11 protein-coding genes and 1 pseudogene are annotated in these 16151 nt (G+C 58.5%); 2 read left to right on the top strand and 10 right to left on the bottom strand.

Annotated elements, in window-relative coordinates; translation table 11 throughout:
• Nucleotides 1-130 (top strand): annotated as a pseudogene (locus MR935_RS00685) (IS110 family transposase); the annotation flags it as partial.
• A gap of 192 nt (nucleotides 131-322) precedes the next feature.
• On the opposite strand, the gene rpmE reads toward MR935_RS00685, so the two are convergent.
• The 7 genes from rpmE to MR935_RS00650 form a co-directional block, all read right to left on the bottom strand.
• On the bottom strand, nucleotides 323-526 hold the full coding sequence (rpmE, locus tag MR935_RS00680) for a 50S ribosomal protein L31 (protein WP_031475830.1): 204 nt from the start codon (nucleotides 524-526) through the stop codon (nucleotides 323-325).
• A gap of 88 nt (nucleotides 527-614) precedes the next feature.
• A complete protein-coding gene (locus MR935_RS00675) occupies nucleotides 615-1073 on the bottom strand; it encodes an S-ribosylhomocysteine lyase (protein WP_290570161.1) in 459 nt (152 codons plus the stop codon).
• The gene (locus tag MR935_RS00670) at nucleotides 1070-2461 is read right to left on the bottom strand and encodes an MATE family efflux transporter (RefSeq protein ID WP_290570159.1); all 1392 of its coding nucleotides are present in this window, start codon (nucleotides 2459-2461) and stop codon (nucleotides 1070-1072) included. Before MR935_RS00670 ends, MR935_RS00675 begins: the two co-directional genes overlap by 4 nt.
• A 105-nt stretch (nucleotides 2462-2566) precedes the next feature.
• Nucleotides 2567-3226 (bottom strand): HAD family hydrolase, encoded by a 660-nt coding sequence (locus MR935_RS00665; RefSeq protein WP_290570157.1) that lies wholly within the window; start codon nucleotides 3224-3226, stop codon nucleotides 2567-2569.
• Nucleotides 3227-3331: 105 nt separating this feature from the next.
• Nucleotides 3332-4837 carry an IMP dehydrogenase gene (locus MR935_RS00660; RefSeq protein WP_290570155.1) on the bottom strand — a complete coding sequence of 502 codons (1506 nt, stop codon included), beginning with the start codon at nucleotides 4835-4837 and terminating at the stop codon, nucleotides 3332-3334.
• A 360-nt stretch (nucleotides 4838-5197) separates the two neighbouring features.
• Nucleotides 5198-8758, bottom strand: coding sequence for a helicase-exonuclease AddAB subunit AddA (gene addA / locus MR935_RS00655; RefSeq protein WP_290570153.1), 3561 nt, complete (start codon nucleotides 8756-8758; stop codon nucleotides 5198-5200).
• Nucleotides 8758-12129, bottom strand: a complete 3372-nt coding sequence (locus MR935_RS00650; protein ID WP_290570151.1) for a PD-(D/E)XK nuclease family protein — start codon at nucleotides 12127-12129, stop codon at nucleotides 8758-8760. Before MR935_RS00650 ends, addA begins: the two co-directional genes overlap by 1 nt.
• Before the next feature lie 240 nt (nucleotides 12130-12369).
• Here MR935_RS00650 and MR935_RS00645 point away from each other — a divergent pair, with 240 nt between their 5' ends.
• Nucleotides 12370-13080 carry a tRNA threonylcarbamoyladenosine dehydratase gene (locus MR935_RS00645; RefSeq protein WP_290570149.1) on the top strand — a complete coding sequence of 237 codons (711 nt, stop codon included), beginning with the start codon at nucleotides 12370-12372 and terminating at the stop codon, nucleotides 13078-13080.
• 204 nt (nucleotides 13081-13284) lie between these two features.
• Here MR935_RS00645 and MR935_RS00640 read toward each other — a convergent pair whose 3' ends face one another.
• From MR935_RS00640 to MR935_RS00630, 3 genes are read right to left on the bottom strand one after another with little or no spacing between them, the layout of a single operon-like run.
• A complete protein-coding gene (locus MR935_RS00640) occupies nucleotides 13285-14646 on the bottom strand; it encodes a short-chain fatty acid transporter (protein ID WP_290570147.1) in 1362 nt (453 codons plus the stop codon).
• A gap of 28 nt (nucleotides 14647-14674) precedes the next feature.
• On the bottom strand, nucleotides 14675-15328 hold the full coding sequence (locus tag MR935_RS00635) for a 3-oxoacid CoA-transferase subunit B (RefSeq protein ID WP_290570145.1): 654 nt from the start codon (nucleotides 15326-15328) through the stop codon (nucleotides 14675-14677).
• Between the two features lie 3 nt (nucleotides 15329-15331).
• Nucleotides 15332-15982 (bottom strand): CoA transferase subunit A, encoded by a 651-nt coding sequence (locus MR935_RS00630; RefSeq protein ID WP_290570143.1) that lies wholly within the window; start codon nucleotides 15980-15982, stop codon nucleotides 15332-15334.
• Nucleotides 15983-16151: the final 169 nt, after the last annotated feature.

The raw sequence follows: 16151 nt of genomic DNA, 5'->3' as shown, positions 1-16151 counted from the left end.
TGCCTATCTTGCCAAGAAGCGGGCGGAGGGAAAGCATTACAATATCGCCATATCTCATGCTGCTAAGAAACTTGTACGGCTGATCTACGCCATGGAGAAATCAAACCGGCCTTATAACAGCGCCGCATAATCTTCTCGCTCTCATAAGCTCAGCCAGATGTCCAAACGGACGTCAGCTTTGCTATACCCTTTTTGAACTGTCTACGGTTTTTGCCTCACCACACTTTTTAGACTTGACTTTTAATAGTTAGTCTTTCTTACTATCTCCTCCGCTGGAGAACGATAAGAAAAGCCATCGAAACACGTTTCGATGGCTTTGATCTTACTTATCCAGATTGAAACGCTTCTTGAAGCGATCAACACGTCCGCCGGTGTCTACCAGCTTCTGCTTACCCGTGAAGAAGGGGTGGCACTTGGAGCAAACGTCAACGACGATATTCTCCTTGGTGGAGCCGGTCTCAATGACATTGCCGCAGGCACAGCGGATCGTGGTCTGCTTGTACTCAGGATGGATGCCCTGTTTCATGTTGTTTCACCTCTTTCCACGGGAACTGACAAAATATCTCTAACAGTCGTAAGAATATGATAACACGTCCCACATAAAAATGCAAGTATTATTTTTCGTATACCAGCTTTTCTTCCGTCCAGTCCCGCAGCACTGGCTGCATGGACGCGGCAAGCCGTTTTGCGCCCGCCAAATCGTGCAGCTTATAGTTACCGCACTCAACGCGGCTCGCGCCGGGGATCTCCCCCTCAAACGCCGCCACGAAGTCCATCGTCTCGCGCACCAATTCGATCGCGTCCCGCGGTGCAAAATCGCGCACAAGGAAATAAAAACCGGTCTGGCAGCCCATCGGCCCGCAGTAGATGATCTTATCCTCAAAGCGCGAATTGCGCGCGTAGGTCGCAAACAGGTGCTCAAAGGTGTGCCCGGCCGCCGGATCGATATAGGTACCGGCGTTGGGATAGACCATGCGGATATCATAGGTGGTCACATCTCCGTCAATGCGGGACGTGTACATACCCGGCTTAAGTTTGTCGTGGTTTACTGCAAAGCTTGCAATGCGTTTCATACAGCAGCCTCCTTTTTGTCGTCAAAATGGCTTAACTCGTTCTTGCAGACGCGAACGACCAATATAAAAGAAATGACGAACGCCGCAATCTCGGCAATCGGGAATGCATACCACACGGCGTTTAGTCCAGCCACGCGCCCAAGCACCCATGCCGCCGGCAGAATGACGACCAGCTGACGGCAAACCGATACGATCAAGCTGTCCATCCCACGGCCGACCGCCTGAAAAAAGGTCGAGTTGATGATACCGAACGCCGCGCCGATAAACGACAGGCTAATCGTTTTGAGTGCGGGCACGCCCACGCGCATCATCTCCTGCGCGGCCGCGGCATCATCCCGCGAGACGAACAGCAGCAGCATCTTTTGCGGCATAATCTGGAAAACCGCCAGACCGATCAGCATAATAACGACCGCCGTGAAAAGCGCGATGCGGTACGCGCTCATCAGCCGTTTTCTGTTGCGCGCGCCGTAGTTATAACCCATAACAGGCAGCGCGCCTTGATTTAGTCCGAACACTGGCATAAATACAAAGGTTTGCAGCTTGAAATACACACCGAGCACATTGACCGCCGTCTGCGAAAAGCCGATCAAAATCGCGTTCATGCCGGCGGTCATCACCGAAACAACACTCTGCATCACGATACTCGGCAAGCCGATGCGGTAAATATCCTTGACCGTCTGCGCGCGCCAACGAAAGCGGCGCATATCCATGCGCAGCGTTTTCTGGTGCGCGAATACACCCCAAAAGCCAATCAGCATACCCACGACTTGACCGAGGATGGTTGCCAGCGCCGCACCGCGCACACCCATCCGCGGAAACGGGCCGATGCCGAAGATCAGCAGCGGGTCGAACACGATATTGATAATAGCGCCGATCAGCCCTTGCAGCATGGGCACGATCATGTTGCCGGTCGACTGCTGGATCTTTTCACACATGATGGAAACCATAAGGAAAAAGCTCAAGCCGACCGCGATATGCGCGTATTGGATCGCCTGCTCCAACGTATCCGCTTCCGGTCGAAAGGCGGCCAAAAACGGCCCCGACAGCACAAAGCCAACAATCAGAAACGTCGCGCCGCCGATAATGCCCAGCATCAGACCGTGCTCAGCGGCTGAATCCGCGTGCAGCTGCCGCTTCTCTCCCAAACGGCGCGCGATCAGCGAGTTCACGCCCACACCTGTGCCCACAGCGACTGCGATAACCAGCGTTTGCAACGGAAAGACCAGCGAAACCGCCGCCAGCGCACTCTGCGAATATTGGGCCACAAAAATACTGTCCACAATATTGTACAACGCGTTGATGACCATGGAGATCATCGCGGGCAGAGCCATCGAAAAAATCAGCGGCCCCATGCGCGCGGTACCCATCTTATTTTGTGCTTCCATCATACATTCCTCCCGACAAAAGGCGGCTACGGCAAATTCTCGCCGCAGCCGTCCGATTTTCTCTATGTGGTATAGTGTAATCCATCCACTGGGATAATGCAAGTCCCTTTACAACATTTTTCCCCAAAGCTCGTCAAACGAGTGCTCCACAAAAAACGTACTGGCTCTGCGCGTTTCACATACACCCGCCGCATACGCCGGCTCGGCCATGCCGCACACAGTAAAGCCCGCGCGCTGCGCGGTCGTGCAAGCATAGGGAGCATCCTCGAACACGATGCATTCTGTCGGCGTCAGCCCAAGCCGCCCTGCCGCGTGCAGATAGATATCCGGCTGCCGTTTGGACACGCCCACGTCCTCGATGGTCAGCAGAAAGCGAAAATAATCGAGCATTCCATGCGCGCGCAGTGCCTTTTCCGCGTGTCTGCGCGCGGTCAGCGTGGCAACTGCCATACCGATCCCTCTCTCTCGCAGCGCATCCAGCAGGTGCAGCACACCATCTCTTGGCCGCGCGAGCGCCTCATACCGCGCGTCGATCAGCTCGTCCAGCCCCTGTGCGAGCGTCTGCGCATCCATCGGCAGTGCCGGATAGGCATCAATAAAATATTGTGCCGCCTGCATCTGCGTCATGCCCTCGATTGCTACATAGTCCCGCTCGGCCACCCGTATGCCAAACCGGCTCAAATACCGTTCGCTCAGCCGATCCCATACCGGCATGGAGTCCAGCAGCGTACCGTCCATATCAAAGATCGCGCCCTTAAAATGATGCATGTTGTGCTCCTTCCCATCCATATTTCCGCCTACCGTCTGCCTTTTGCGCTCTGATAAAAATTGCCCCGCAGCGGTCTGCGGGGCAAGCATACGGTTTTGCGAGCATTACTTAGAGGTTGTCGCCGTTTCCTTGAGGACAACGTCGTGCGCGCCGCCCTCGACGATCGAGGTCGCCGAAACCAGCGTCAGCTTGGCCTTCTTCTGGAACTCTGGAATCGAGAGCGCGCCGCAGTTGCACATAGTCGAGCGCACCTTGCTCAGCGTCAGGCCAAGGTTGTCCTTGAGCGAGCCGGCATATGGTACATAGGAGTCGACGCCCTCCTCGAAAGAGAGCTTCTTGTCGCCGCCCATATCATAGCGCTGCCAGTTGCGCGCGCGCGCCGAGCCCTCGCCCCAATATTCCTTCATATAGCTGCCGTTGATGTTGACCTTGTTGGTCGGGGACTCGTCAAAGCGCGAGAAGTAGCGGCCAAGCATCAGGAAATCCGCACCCATGGCGAGCGCCAGCGTGCAGTGGTAATCGTGCACGATGCCGCCATCCGAGCAGATCGGCACATAGATGCCGGTTTCCAGAAAATACTTGTCGCGCGCCGCGGCAACCTCTATCAGCGCAGTCGCCTGCCCACGGCCGATGCCTTTCTGCTCTCGGGTAATGCAGATCGAGCCGCCGCCGATGCCGACCTTGATAAAGTCCGCGCCCGCGTCTGCCAAAAAGCGGAACCCCTCGCGGTCGACCACGTTACCCGCACCTATCTTGACCGAATCACCGTAACGCTCGCGCACCCATGCCAGTGTGCGGCTCTGCCACTCGGAAAAGCCCTCGGACGAGTCGATGCACAGCACGTCCGCACCGGCCTCTACCAGCGCGGGCACACGCTCCGCATAGTCGCGCGTATTGATGCCCGCGCCGACCACATAGCGCTTGTGGCTGTCCAGCATTTCCAGCGAGTTGGCCTTGTGGGAATCATAGTCCTTGCGGAATACCAGATAGACAAGACGCTGCTTATCATCGACCAGCGGCAAAGCGTTGAGCTTGTTGTCCCAAATGATGTCGTTTGCGGTTTTCAGGGTGGTATCCTCCGGCGCGGTGATGAGCTTTTCAAACGGCGTCATAAACGCGGACACCTTGGTATCGGGCGACATGCGGGAGACCCGGTAATCGCGGCTGGTCACAATGCCGAGCAGCTTGCCGGTCGCCGTGCCGTCATTGGTGACCGCCATAGTCGAATGCCCGGTGCGCTGCTTGAGAGCAAGCACATCGGCCAGTGTTTGGTCAGGCCGCAGATTGGAGTCGGACACGATAAAGCCCGCCTTGTAGCTCTTGACACGGGCGACCATCGCAGCCTCGCTCTCGATCGTCTGCGAGCCGTAGATAAAGGAAATGCCACCCTCCTGCGCCAGCGCGATTGCCATACGGTCGTCTGAAACAGCTTGCATGATAGCTGACACCATCGGGATATTGGCATACAGCGCTGCTGTCTCCCCCTTTTTATACTTGACGATCGGGGTGCGCAGGCTGACATTCGCCGGGATGCAATCTGCCGACGAGTAACCGGGCACCAGCAGATATTCGTTGAACGTGTGCGAGGGCTCACTGAAATAATAGGCCATACTGATTTTTCTCCTTCCTATCTGTCCAAAATGCAATATTGCTATCATTATAGCCTGTTTGTCCGCCAAAGTAAAGCGGACATCTGACAGATTCTACGTTTTTTTGCCGACGCCGCAGAAACCGCGCACACCGGCACGCTTTTTCGCATCTTTTCCCAAAATATAGAAAGAGCCACAGCATACAGCTGCAGCCCTTTCTATTTGGAAATGAGGAATGAAGGTTGCGGTCAAAAGATGGGTTCTCCAAGCATCCGTCGGCATGCGGTATGCCGCCTTTCGCTTGGATTGTTTATAGTTTATCAGTTTGTGTCAGTTTTGTCAATCTTTAATATTGTTCTTAACGAATTCTTAACTCCCTCTCTATAATTCACATATTATCCCAGAATAAAAGAAGTATAGGAGCTGCCGCACGACCGGTCGATCAAACACCTCGCGCACTGCATAGGCATACGCATCCATCTGCGTGCGATAGCGCGCGGCGCGCGCGGCAAGTCCTGCCTCGCCGACGCGGTCGGTCTTAAAGTCCAGAATAATAAATCCCTCCGGCGTGTCGATCAAACAGTCGATCACGCCCTGCAGCAGCACCTTTTCTTCTGGTGCGTTTGCGGCTATCTCATAATACCGCATCGCGGGCACAAGCACGGAAAACTTAAACTCCCGCCGCACCGGGTGCTCGGCTATCAGCGTGCGGTACAGCGCAGAGGTGAAGAACATTTCGATCCGTTCGGTATTGACCGCCGCTGCCTGTGCGGGCGACAGGATATTCTTATCCGCCAGCCGAGCCAGCTCCCGCTGCACGCCGCCCGGCGCGCTTGCCGCGTCAAAATCGCAAAACTGCATGAACAAGTGATGCGCCGTACCGATCTCCGCCGGGCTAAGCCGGCACGCCTGCTGCTCAAACAGCGGCACGCGCAGCGTGGTCTCACGGCGCGGCGGCGGCGTCTGCTCGGCGGCCTCGTCGGCGCGGTACCCCCGGCCGATGCCTGTGGCTGTCAGCTTGCTGGGCAGTTCGGCCAGATAGGCGTTCGGATAGTCCAGATAGGGGATGACTTGATATGCTTCGTCCGCAGGCTCGGCAAACGCCACCACCTGCTCCGGCGTAGGCTCGCCCAGCTCGTCCGGCGTAACAACACGCACGGTGAACGCATCGCAGTCCGTGCCGTGCTCAGGTACGTCCAGCACATACCGCTCCCGCAATGTCCGCGTGCATGGATGCCGCAGCAGCGGCGCAACCAGCCATGCCAGCGGCGCGCGCACCGCGCCCATTGCATATTGCGGCAAGGTATCGAGCGCAGCCAGACGCGCCCAGCGCTGAAGGTTGGCCGTAAGTGTACCACTTGCGCAGGTGACGATCAGCTTTTCTCTGGCGCGCGTCAGCGCAACATACAATACACGCAGCTCCTCGCTAACCATTTCCCGCCGCTTGCAGGCGGCGACCGCCGCGCGCTCGGCTGTGTTGTATTGCAGTCCGCGCGCACGGTCACGACACTTTGCGCCAAAGCCCAGCGCACTGTGCACCAAAACCGGCTCGCGCAGATCGGCTTCGTTGAACTGCTTGGCGCAATCAGCCACCAACACGACCGGAAATTCCAACCCCTTGGACTTATGGATGCTCATAATGCGCACCGCACCCCCGCCTGTCTCCGCGCCGGTCGTTTGGAAATCCTCACCCGTCTGCCGCATCCCGCTCAGTAAGCGCACAAAGGCAAACAGGCCGCGAAAACCCTGTCCCTCAAAGACGCGTGCCCGCTCGAAAAACGCCAGCAGATTGGCCTGCCGCCGCGCGCCGTTTGGCAGCGCGCCATACAGGCCGAGCGCGCCGGTCTGGTCGTATATCTCCCACAGCAGCCGGTAAACCGGCTGATCGCAAGCAAAATCCCGCAAGAAGGTAAGCCGCTGCAAAAACAGCTCGACCTTGGGAAAATCCGCGCGGGCGCGCAGCAGCGCATCGTAAAAGCTGACCGCGCGGTCGGTCAGCCGGATATCGGCCAGCTCCTGCTCGGTAAAGCCAAACAGCGGCGAGCGTAGTACGCCGATCAGGTCAACGTCCTGCCGCGGATTGTCGATCACGCTGAGCAGCGAGACCATGGTGCCCACCTCGGCTGTTTCGAGCAGACCACTCCGCTCCTCAGCAAGCGCGGCAATGCCGACCTGCTCAAGCGCAGCAGCGAATATACGCGCCTTGGTTCTCGGCGAGCGCAGCAAAATGACGATATCCCCCGCTGTGACCGGGCGCAGCCTGCCGGTCGCCTGATCAGTCACCGGGAAGCCCTCGTCCAGCAGCCGCCGGATGCGTGCCGCGGCCAAGCGGGCCTCCAGCGCGGTCTTATCGGGCGCGTCATCATCATCGCCCAGCTCGGCTGCGTCGACCAGCAGTACCTCGGTTCGGTAGCGTGTATGCCCCGCATCGGGATACGCCGCGCCGAGGTGCAGCGCTTCGCGGTCGGTGTACGCAAGGTCGCCCACCGTCTCGCCCATCACGGCGGAAAACAGGTAGTTGCAAGCGTCCAGCACCGCCGCGCGTGAGCGAAAATTCTGCCCAAGGATGACACGGCGCGGCGTACCTGCCGCCGCCTCCTCCGCATCTGCGAACGCACGGTATTTATCCAGAAAAATGGAGGGGTCGGCTAAGCGAAAACCATAGATGCTCTGCTTAACGTCACCTACCATGAACAGGTTGCTCTCCTCCCGCGACAGCGCGCGGAAAATCGCATCCTGCACGGCGTTGGTATCCTGATACTCGTCCACCGCGATCTCGGCATAGCCCTCAGCCAGCGAGCGGGCGAGCGCGGACGGCCGTTGCCCGTCATACAACAGTCGCACGGCAAAGTGCTCCAAATCGTTAAAATCCGCCGCATTGCGCGCGCGCTTGGCCGCGGAAAACGCATCGTCAAAGGCGCACACCATGTCAGTCAGCGCACCGAGCGCGGGCGCGGTCAGCGCGCGGTCGTGCTCGGCTTCGCAGGCGGTGACCGTCAGCCACTTTCCCCTGATCTCCTTGGCGACCGTTTTCCACTCCTCGCGCAGCGCTTTGATCTCCTCAAGCAGCGCCTTGTCTTCAAAGCCGCGCGCCGCCTTGAGCCGGTCAAACGAGATCGACCGCGCGGCCTCGACGCATTCGTCCCATGTGCCGCCGCGCAGCACGTCCAGCAACCGCATGGCCTGCTGCAAATCGCTTGTCAGCGTAGGCAGATAGGTGTCACGCAGTTCGTCAATGCCCTCAATCGCCGCGATGCCTGTGCGCAGAAAGGACGCACCGTATTCCGCCGCCGTGCACGCCTGTGTGCGCAGCACCTGTCCGTGCGGTGTGTCCATGCCTGCGGCGTGCAAGCCCTGCCGCACGGTTTCCAGAAACGCGCGCGGGTCGGGATGCGCCTGTATTTTCTCATAGGTGCTGAGGATGACCTCACCAAGCTTTTTATCGTCCCGTCCGGCAGTCAGCAGGTCGCACAGCGCGAAAAAGCCCTCCTCCGCGCGCGCATACGCCGCGTCCAGCGCCTCCTCCAGCACCTCGGCACGAAGCAGTTTACCCTCCTGCTCATCCATCAGGCGAAAGTCGGGCGCGATGCCAAGCGCCGCCGCCTGCTCCCGCGCCAGCGACAAGCACATGGCGTGCACCGTTGTTATTTTGGCGCGATGCACCAGAAAAAGCTGGCGGCGCAAGCGTGTATTTTGTGGGTCGCGCGCCACAGCCTCTCCAAGCGCCGCGCCGATGCGCGCGCGCATTTCGGCCGCCGCCGCGTTAGTAAAGGTGACGAGCAGCAGCCGGTCGATATCGACCGGCTCAGCAGGGTCGGTCAGGCGGCGCAGCACCCGCTCGACCAGCACGGCTGTTTTGCCCGAGCCTGCCGCCGCCGAGACGAGCAGCGCACCGCCCCGGTCCTCGATCGCAGTTTGCTGATCCTTTGTCCACCGCGGCATTACCGCTCACCTCCCACCTGCTGCCAAAATTCCTCATCCGACAAATGCCGGAGCCAGCGCGCCCGGTCACCCGCCGTCTCATCAAACCGGCAGGCTGCCCGGAAATCGCACCAATCACAAAAGCTGGACTTTTTATCCTTCTTACAGGGGTCGGCCACCACGCTGCCCTCCCGCAGCAAACGGCCCATTTCGAGCAGCTTTTCGTGCGTATACCGCGCCAACCGGCCAAACTGCTCCAATCCGGCTACCGCCGATTTTGCGGCTATAGAGGGCGCGTCCTCACCCTTTTTTGTCTTGATCGTGACTGGGATAAACCGCCCGTCGCCCGAAAGGCCATGCTCCATTGCTTCGAGCAGCGCCATATCATCCGACAGCAGGCCGCTTCGCCGCAGCGCCTTGTCGCGCAGCGCGCGCAGGGTGTCCTCGTCCACATCGCGCGCCGCCTCGGGCAACTCGTCGCGCACAGGCACATACAACACACCCGCCGGTACGATCTCGTTCAGCTCAGCAGTCAGCCGGGCGCGGTAGCGCTCCAATCCCTCGCGTTGCAGAGCGTACAGATAGATGATAAGCTGCATATTCAGCCCATGCCAGATATCCGACAGTGAAAATGACTTTTTCCCGCTCTTATAATCCATCACGCGCAGATATAACCGCCCGTTTTTGATGTAGCCGTCCACACGGTCGACCTTGCCGGAAAGCGACACCGAGAGCGCGCCCTCCTCACAGCAGACGGGCGGCAGATCACCGCCGCGCGAAAAATCGACCTCATAGTCAATGGGTGCGAAATCGGAAACGCGCAGCTCGTCCAACACATTTTCCAGCACCTGTGCTGCCATGCGCGTCAGCCGTCCGAACAGATACCGAAAGCGCGCGGACTTATCCTCCAATCCGCCCAGTTCCTCATCCACATACTGCCGCACAGCCGCACGGCACGCGCGCCCTGCCGCAGCCTTGTCCGCCGCAGCCGCACCGCCCTCCTGCTTGCCCAGTGCGTCCAGCGCGTGCTCAAGCACATAGTGCAAAAATGTGCCGGTCTCCAGCGCGTCAAACTTGGCCACACGGCGCGGCTTGGCTTTCAGTCCATACTGCATGAAAAAAGCAAACCGGCAGGAATAGAAGGTATCGACGCGCGACGCCGTCAGGTTCAGGCTTTTGCCGTACAAGCCGTCGATCGTGTGCGGACTGGTCAGCGGGCCGCGCCCTCGCCTTTGCGCCGCCGCTTCGAGCACACGCGTATCGTCCTTGTAATACGCATACGCCGCGCGCACGGCGGGCGAGCGGTCGCCCGAGAGCCAAGCGCACGCGGCCTCGACCGCCGGGCGCTCGGCCTGCAAGCGGTCATGTCCGCTCTCGGTCAGATGGTCGGAAAAGGGCACGCCGGGCAGCAGGCTGGTTACTGTGCCAATGAAATAGCTTGGTCGTGCCTCGCCGCCCGCTGCGTCACTCGTGTGATAGCTGAGCAGCAGCGCATCGGTCGAGCAGGCCAGCGCCTTGTACAGCGTTTCCTGCTCCATCAGCAGGCGCTCTGCACCCGCTGCCTTCAGTTCAACGCCCAATGCATCCAGCTTGTCCCTGTCCATATCGCTCAGCAGCGAGGTCAAGGCCGGTGCTTTGGGTATCAGTCCATCATTGACACCCAGCAGGATCAGATATTTTGCGTTCTCACCGCATGCGCGGTCAATGCTGCCGCAGGTCACACGGTCGAGTGAGACCGGAATCGTACCCACGTCATATTCGCCCAGCACCAGTCGGAACAGCTGCGCAAACCGTTGCGCGGAGAGCGGTGTTTCGCCGCAGACCCATGCAAACTGCTCCATGGCGGACACCAATATCTCCCACAGCTGGCGATATTCATCCGCAAGCTGCAGCCGCCCCGCCGCCTCATGCGCAGCCGCGCGGTCGGACAGGCGCTGCGGCGTATCGACCATACACAGGAAGTCATACAGCGCGCGTACACAGTCTGCTGCCGGATTTTCGCCGGACAAGCGTGTGCGCAGCGCGGAAAACGGCTCGATCGCCTTTTGCCGAAGCGCGTTCAGTACGTCCAGCCGCGCGCGCGCCACCCGGTCAAACGGTTGGCCATAGCCATCCGGATGCGCAGTCCACGGGCGCTCCCACGCACTGCCGCGTATGCTCCAAAGCAACACGTAGTTTTCCAGTGTGTCGCTCTCATCGCGGGTCAAGTGGGTCAGCCCGGTCTTAAAGCAGGCAAAAATATCCTCATAGCGGAAATACGACTGCACCGCATCCAGCGCGCCTATGACCAGCGCCATCGGCGGCCGGGAGAGCAGATCGGGCTTTTCCGCCAGAAACACCGGCACGTCATATCGTGCCATCGCCATGGCCAGAAAGCCTGTATATGGTTCTATATCACGTGCGGCGATGATAAAATCACGGTAACGTGCGCCCGCATCGCGCACCATACGGCGGATAAAGGCCGCAGCGTGCTCGCATTCGTCAAACGGCGAGGCGGCGGCATAGATGGTCACGCCTTGCCCCTGTGCCGGCTGCGGTGTACGCACCGGCAACAGGCTCTCACGCTCGACCGCCGCCAGATCGGGTGGGCGGGTGACACGGCTTGCGCCGAGGTCGATGCGCGTGGCGCGCATCCCATGGCGTGCGGCCATGCGGCTGAGTGTGCGCACCGTCCGGCAGCCGGTCACGAACACGTCCGGATAGGCGGGGTCACAGGTCACGGCCGCGGCAAGCGGTGTTCGCATGGCCAGCATCTGGTCGACCACTGCAAGCTCCTGCGGTGTATAGCTCAAAAAACCATCCAGATAGACGGTTGCTCCCTCCAGCACCCGGCTGTGCGGCAAGCTGTCGCACAGATGAGTCAGCCTGTCGCGCGGATCGGGGACAGACTGCTCACACAGGCGGTCATACGCAGTCAACAGCTGCGCCAGATCGGACAGCTTGGCGCACAGCGTTTCATCCGCACACGCCTGCGCTGCCTCGAACAGCTTTTCAGGCGGCGTTGCGCAGGTCTTGCACTCGTCGATCAGCCGAAGCGCTTCTCCCAACAGCTCAGGCTTGTCCGCCAATCCGCTCCATGCGGACAGACCAGCCTGCACACGCCGCGCGGCCTCCTGCAAGGTCAGCAGCCGTCCCGCGGGTGTGAGCATTTGCTGCGCCAGCCCGCCGACCTCGGCAAACACGCGGTCAGCAAGGCGGGAAAAGGTCAACACCTCGGCCGTGCGCGCGCCTTGGTTAGCGGTAAAAGCCGCCAATCTGCGCTCCATCCGGTGCGAGCCTAACTCGGGCACGAGCAATATCTGCCGCCCCTCACCCGCGCGGCTGGCCGCCGCGATCTCGCTGAGGATAGCCGTTGATTTGCCGCTGCCCGCGCGGCCCGTCCAGATACGCATAAAGATGGCCCTCCCCCTTCTTTGCTTGTTTTATCTTATCATGTTTGTGCCCGCGATGCAAACCACCGAAAAAGAAAACTGGCAACCCGCCTGCCGCTGTGGTATAATAGCCGCAAGACGGCCATTATACCAAGTATTTTATCATTATACCACCAGCGGCGCATAGGCAGATGCTTTGGCTAAACAGACTGCTCGCCGCTGTGGTATAATAGCCACATCACACAGACGAGGTAGGTTCTTATGCTGCATGAATTTTCCCGCGCGGAGCTGCTGCTCGGCGCAGAGACTCTAGACAAGCTCGCCCACGCGCATGTCGCAGTCTTCGGCGTTGGCGGTGTCGGCTCGTTCGCCTGTGAGGCGCTCGCGCGCGCAGGTGTCGGCGCGTTGACACTCATTGACAACGACACGGTTTCGCTCACCAACCGTAACCGCCAACTGGTTGCACTCGCCTCCACTACAGGCCGCCCCAAGGTTGAAGTCATGCGTGCGCGTATCGCGGACATCAATCCCCATTGCTGCGTGACTGCGTTGCAAGCCTTTTATACCCCTGACAGCGCGCTCGACCTGACCCAGTTTGACTATGTGATCGACGCAATCGACACTGTGACTGCCAAGCTGCACCTAATCACGCAGTGCGACCGTTTGCAGGTGCCGCTCATCTGCTCAATGGGTACGGGCAATAAGCTCGATCCAACACGCTTTGAGGTTTCCGACATCTATAAAACCTCGGTTTGCCCGCTGGCGCGCGTCATCCGGCTCGAATGCAAAAAACGGCGCATTCGCCGTCTCAAGGTAGTATATTCCAAGGAAGAGGCGCGCACGCCCCTGCCCTCAGACGAGCAAAAGGGCACAGCGGGACACCCCGTGCCGGGAAGCGTGTCGTTCGTGCCGCCGGTGGCGGGCATGATCCTTGCGGGCGAGTGCATCAAAGATCTGACCGGTGTGCGGTAAACGCCCGCGCTTGGCATATATCGCATGAATTGACAGCGCCCGCGCTGTAGCAGCAAAACAAAGCAAAGCGGTGCTCCCGATTGGGATCACCGCTTATTTCCTTATTTGGCGTTCGCAAACGTCAAGCTGCTTTTTTCATTGCTTTCACCGTGCTCACTGTTGTCCGAACGGGCTATTTGCATTGTTTCGTCTCCCCGTATGTATTTACATGCCGAGCGCACCCGCCACCAGCAAGCAGCCGCTGACGATAACGCCAACCACGACTAGACCAATGACGCAATAGCCCATGATATCGCGCGCACCGAGCTTTGCCAGACCCAGCGCCGGCAGCGCCCAGAACGGCTGCAGCAGGTTGGTCCATGCATCGCCCCATGCAATGGACATCGCGGCCAAACCGTGAGAAACACCAAGGCTCTCTGCCGCCGGCAGCATGATCGGCGCCTGCACAGCCCACTGTCCGCCGCCGGAGGGAACGAAGAAGTTAACAATACCAGCGCTGAGGAAGCTGAGCAGCGGGAAGGTGGTCGCATTCGAAATGGATACGAACGCCTCGCTGATAACGCCCGCGAAGGACGCACCCGTTACCGGGTTCATGCCGACCATCAGACCCTGAATACCGGCATAGAACGGGAACTGCAGGATGATGCCGCCCGCGCTCTTAGCCGAATCCATGATCGCTCTGATATAGCTGATCGGAGTTTTGTGGAACGCGATACCAAGGATCAGGAAAATAAGGTTTACCGAATTCAAGCTCAGGGTAAAGGTGCCGTTTACGATCTCATACACGATATACGCAGTGCCCAGCAGGATCACGCAGGCGGAGAGAATAACGCTGTTCTCGAGCTTCTCCGCCGGGGTCTCCGGCTTTTTGATGACCGGAACCTCGTCCTCAAGAATCTTCGGGTCAACCACAAAGGTGTCCTTAGCGGACGGATGCATCTTCGCGTTAACGATCGGAAGGATGATGAGGATCAGCAGGCAGGCCACCAGATTCCAGATGGAGAACACGGTCTCCGAGGTCGGCACGCTCGCCGTGAGCACGCCGTTTGTCTGCTTGGTGACAGTCTCGGTCACGTAGCCGACTGTCAGCGGGATCGAGCCAGAGATACCCGCGTGCCATACGGCAAAGCCCGAGTACGCTGAGGCAATCAGCAGACGATAGTCAACGTTCTTGAGCTGCTTGGCAATTTCCTTGGCGAAAATCGCGCTGACGATCAGACCAAAGCCCCAGTTCAGCCAGCAAACGATGACCGCAACAAAAGTGACCATAAAGATCGCCTGAAACGGCGTCTTCGGAATGGATGCCAGCTTTGTAAGCACCTTTTTAACGGCCGGCGCGCTCGCCATCGCCGAGCCAAGTACCAGCACAAGCGCCATCTGCATGGAGAACAGCAGCAGACCCCACACGCCGTTGCCCCAGTGCTGTACCATCTGAAGCAGGCCCTGTCCGGTCAGCGGCATGGCTACGATGAATACGAACAGCGTCAGCAAAATGCAGAAAATAAACGGATCGGGCAGATACCGCTGTACGATATTTACGAAAAACTTTGAAACCTTATTTAGCATATACCTCTCCTATATCTCTCTTAAAACCTTACACTTCCATCTTCTTCAAATTCTCGCTGATGATGAGCGGGCATCCGGTTGCTTCTTGGATTTCCTCAATGGTAAATTCCGGGTTATACTCAGTCAGTACCAAGCCTTCGTCCGTCACATCCATCACGCCCATCTCTGTCACGATCATATCGACCACACCCTTTGCCGTGAGCGGAAGCTCGCAATCCTTCAGGATCTTGTGCTTGCCCTTGTTGGTGTGCTCCATCGCAACGATTACTTTCTTTGCGCCGACCACAAGATCCATCGCGCCGCCCATGCCGGGAACCATTTTTCCGGGAACGATCCAGTTTGCAATATTGCCCTTTTCGTCCACCTGCAGCGCGCCTAGGATCGTCGCATCCACATGGCCGCCGCGGATGATCAAGAATGAGGTTGCGCTGTCAAAGAATGCGCCGCCCGGCACAATACTTGCCGGCTTTCCGCCCGCGTTGGTGATGTCCATATCCTCCTCACCCTCCGCCGGGGCGTTGCCAAGGCCGACAAAACCATTCTCCGAATGGAGAATCAGGTTTACATCCGGCCCGATGTGATTGGGCACCAGAGTCGGAAGTCCGATGCCGAGATTGACAACATCTCCATCCTTCAACTCCTTCGCCACGCGCGCGGCGATAAAGCTCTTCAGATCTTCCATAAGTCAATTCCCTCCTGTGATATAGTCAATGAAAATGCCGGGCGTATGCACATGATCCGGGCTGATTTCTCCCACATCCACTACCTCACGCACCTCTGCTATGACAGTATCTGCCGCAGTGGCCATGATCTCTCCGAAATTTCGGGTGGAGCCGCGATATTGCAGGTTGCCCATTCGATCCGAGCGGTAAGCCTCGATGATTGCAATATCCGCGCGCAGCGGAAGCTCCAGAAGATAATCCTTGCCGTCGACATTGATCACCTTCTTACCCTCCTGCACGATCGTCCCGACGCCGGTCGGCGTCAGCACGCCGCCCAGACCTGCTCCCGCGCAGCGAATCCGCTCTGCCAGCGTCCCTTGAGGCACAAGGATGATCTCAGTTTCGCCTTCGTTCATCTGCTTGCCGGCATTCGGGTTCAGGCCGATATGGGAGGCATAGATCTTCTTGAACTGCTTCTGCATGACCATTTTGCCCACGCCATAGTCCGGAAAGCCAGCGTCATTGCAGATCAGCGTCAAATCCTTGACCCCTCTCTCCACCAGCTTATCAATGATACGGTGCGGCGAGCCGCAGCCCATGAAGCCGCCCACCATGATGGTCATCCCATCCTTGACCATATTGGCCGCATCGTCAATCGTCACTAACTTTGCCATAGTTTTCTCCTTTTCTCTGTCTGGAATCTGCCTCGGCTGCAACAATCCACCCGAGAACTGTGTAAATAAAAGGCTTGTATTTTTAAGCGTCACCTCCTTCGGGCAGTATGTATACTTTTTTTTGCAAAATACACGCTAAAAATGTATGATTTCAAAAGAGTATAAAACA

This window comes from Agathobaculum sp. (genome assembly GCF_022775115.1).
Taxonomy (GTDB): domain Bacteria; phylum Bacillota; class Clostridia; order Oscillospirales; family Butyricicoccaceae; genus Agathobaculum.
This window is presented reverse-complemented; position numbering and strand designations above follow the sequence as displayed.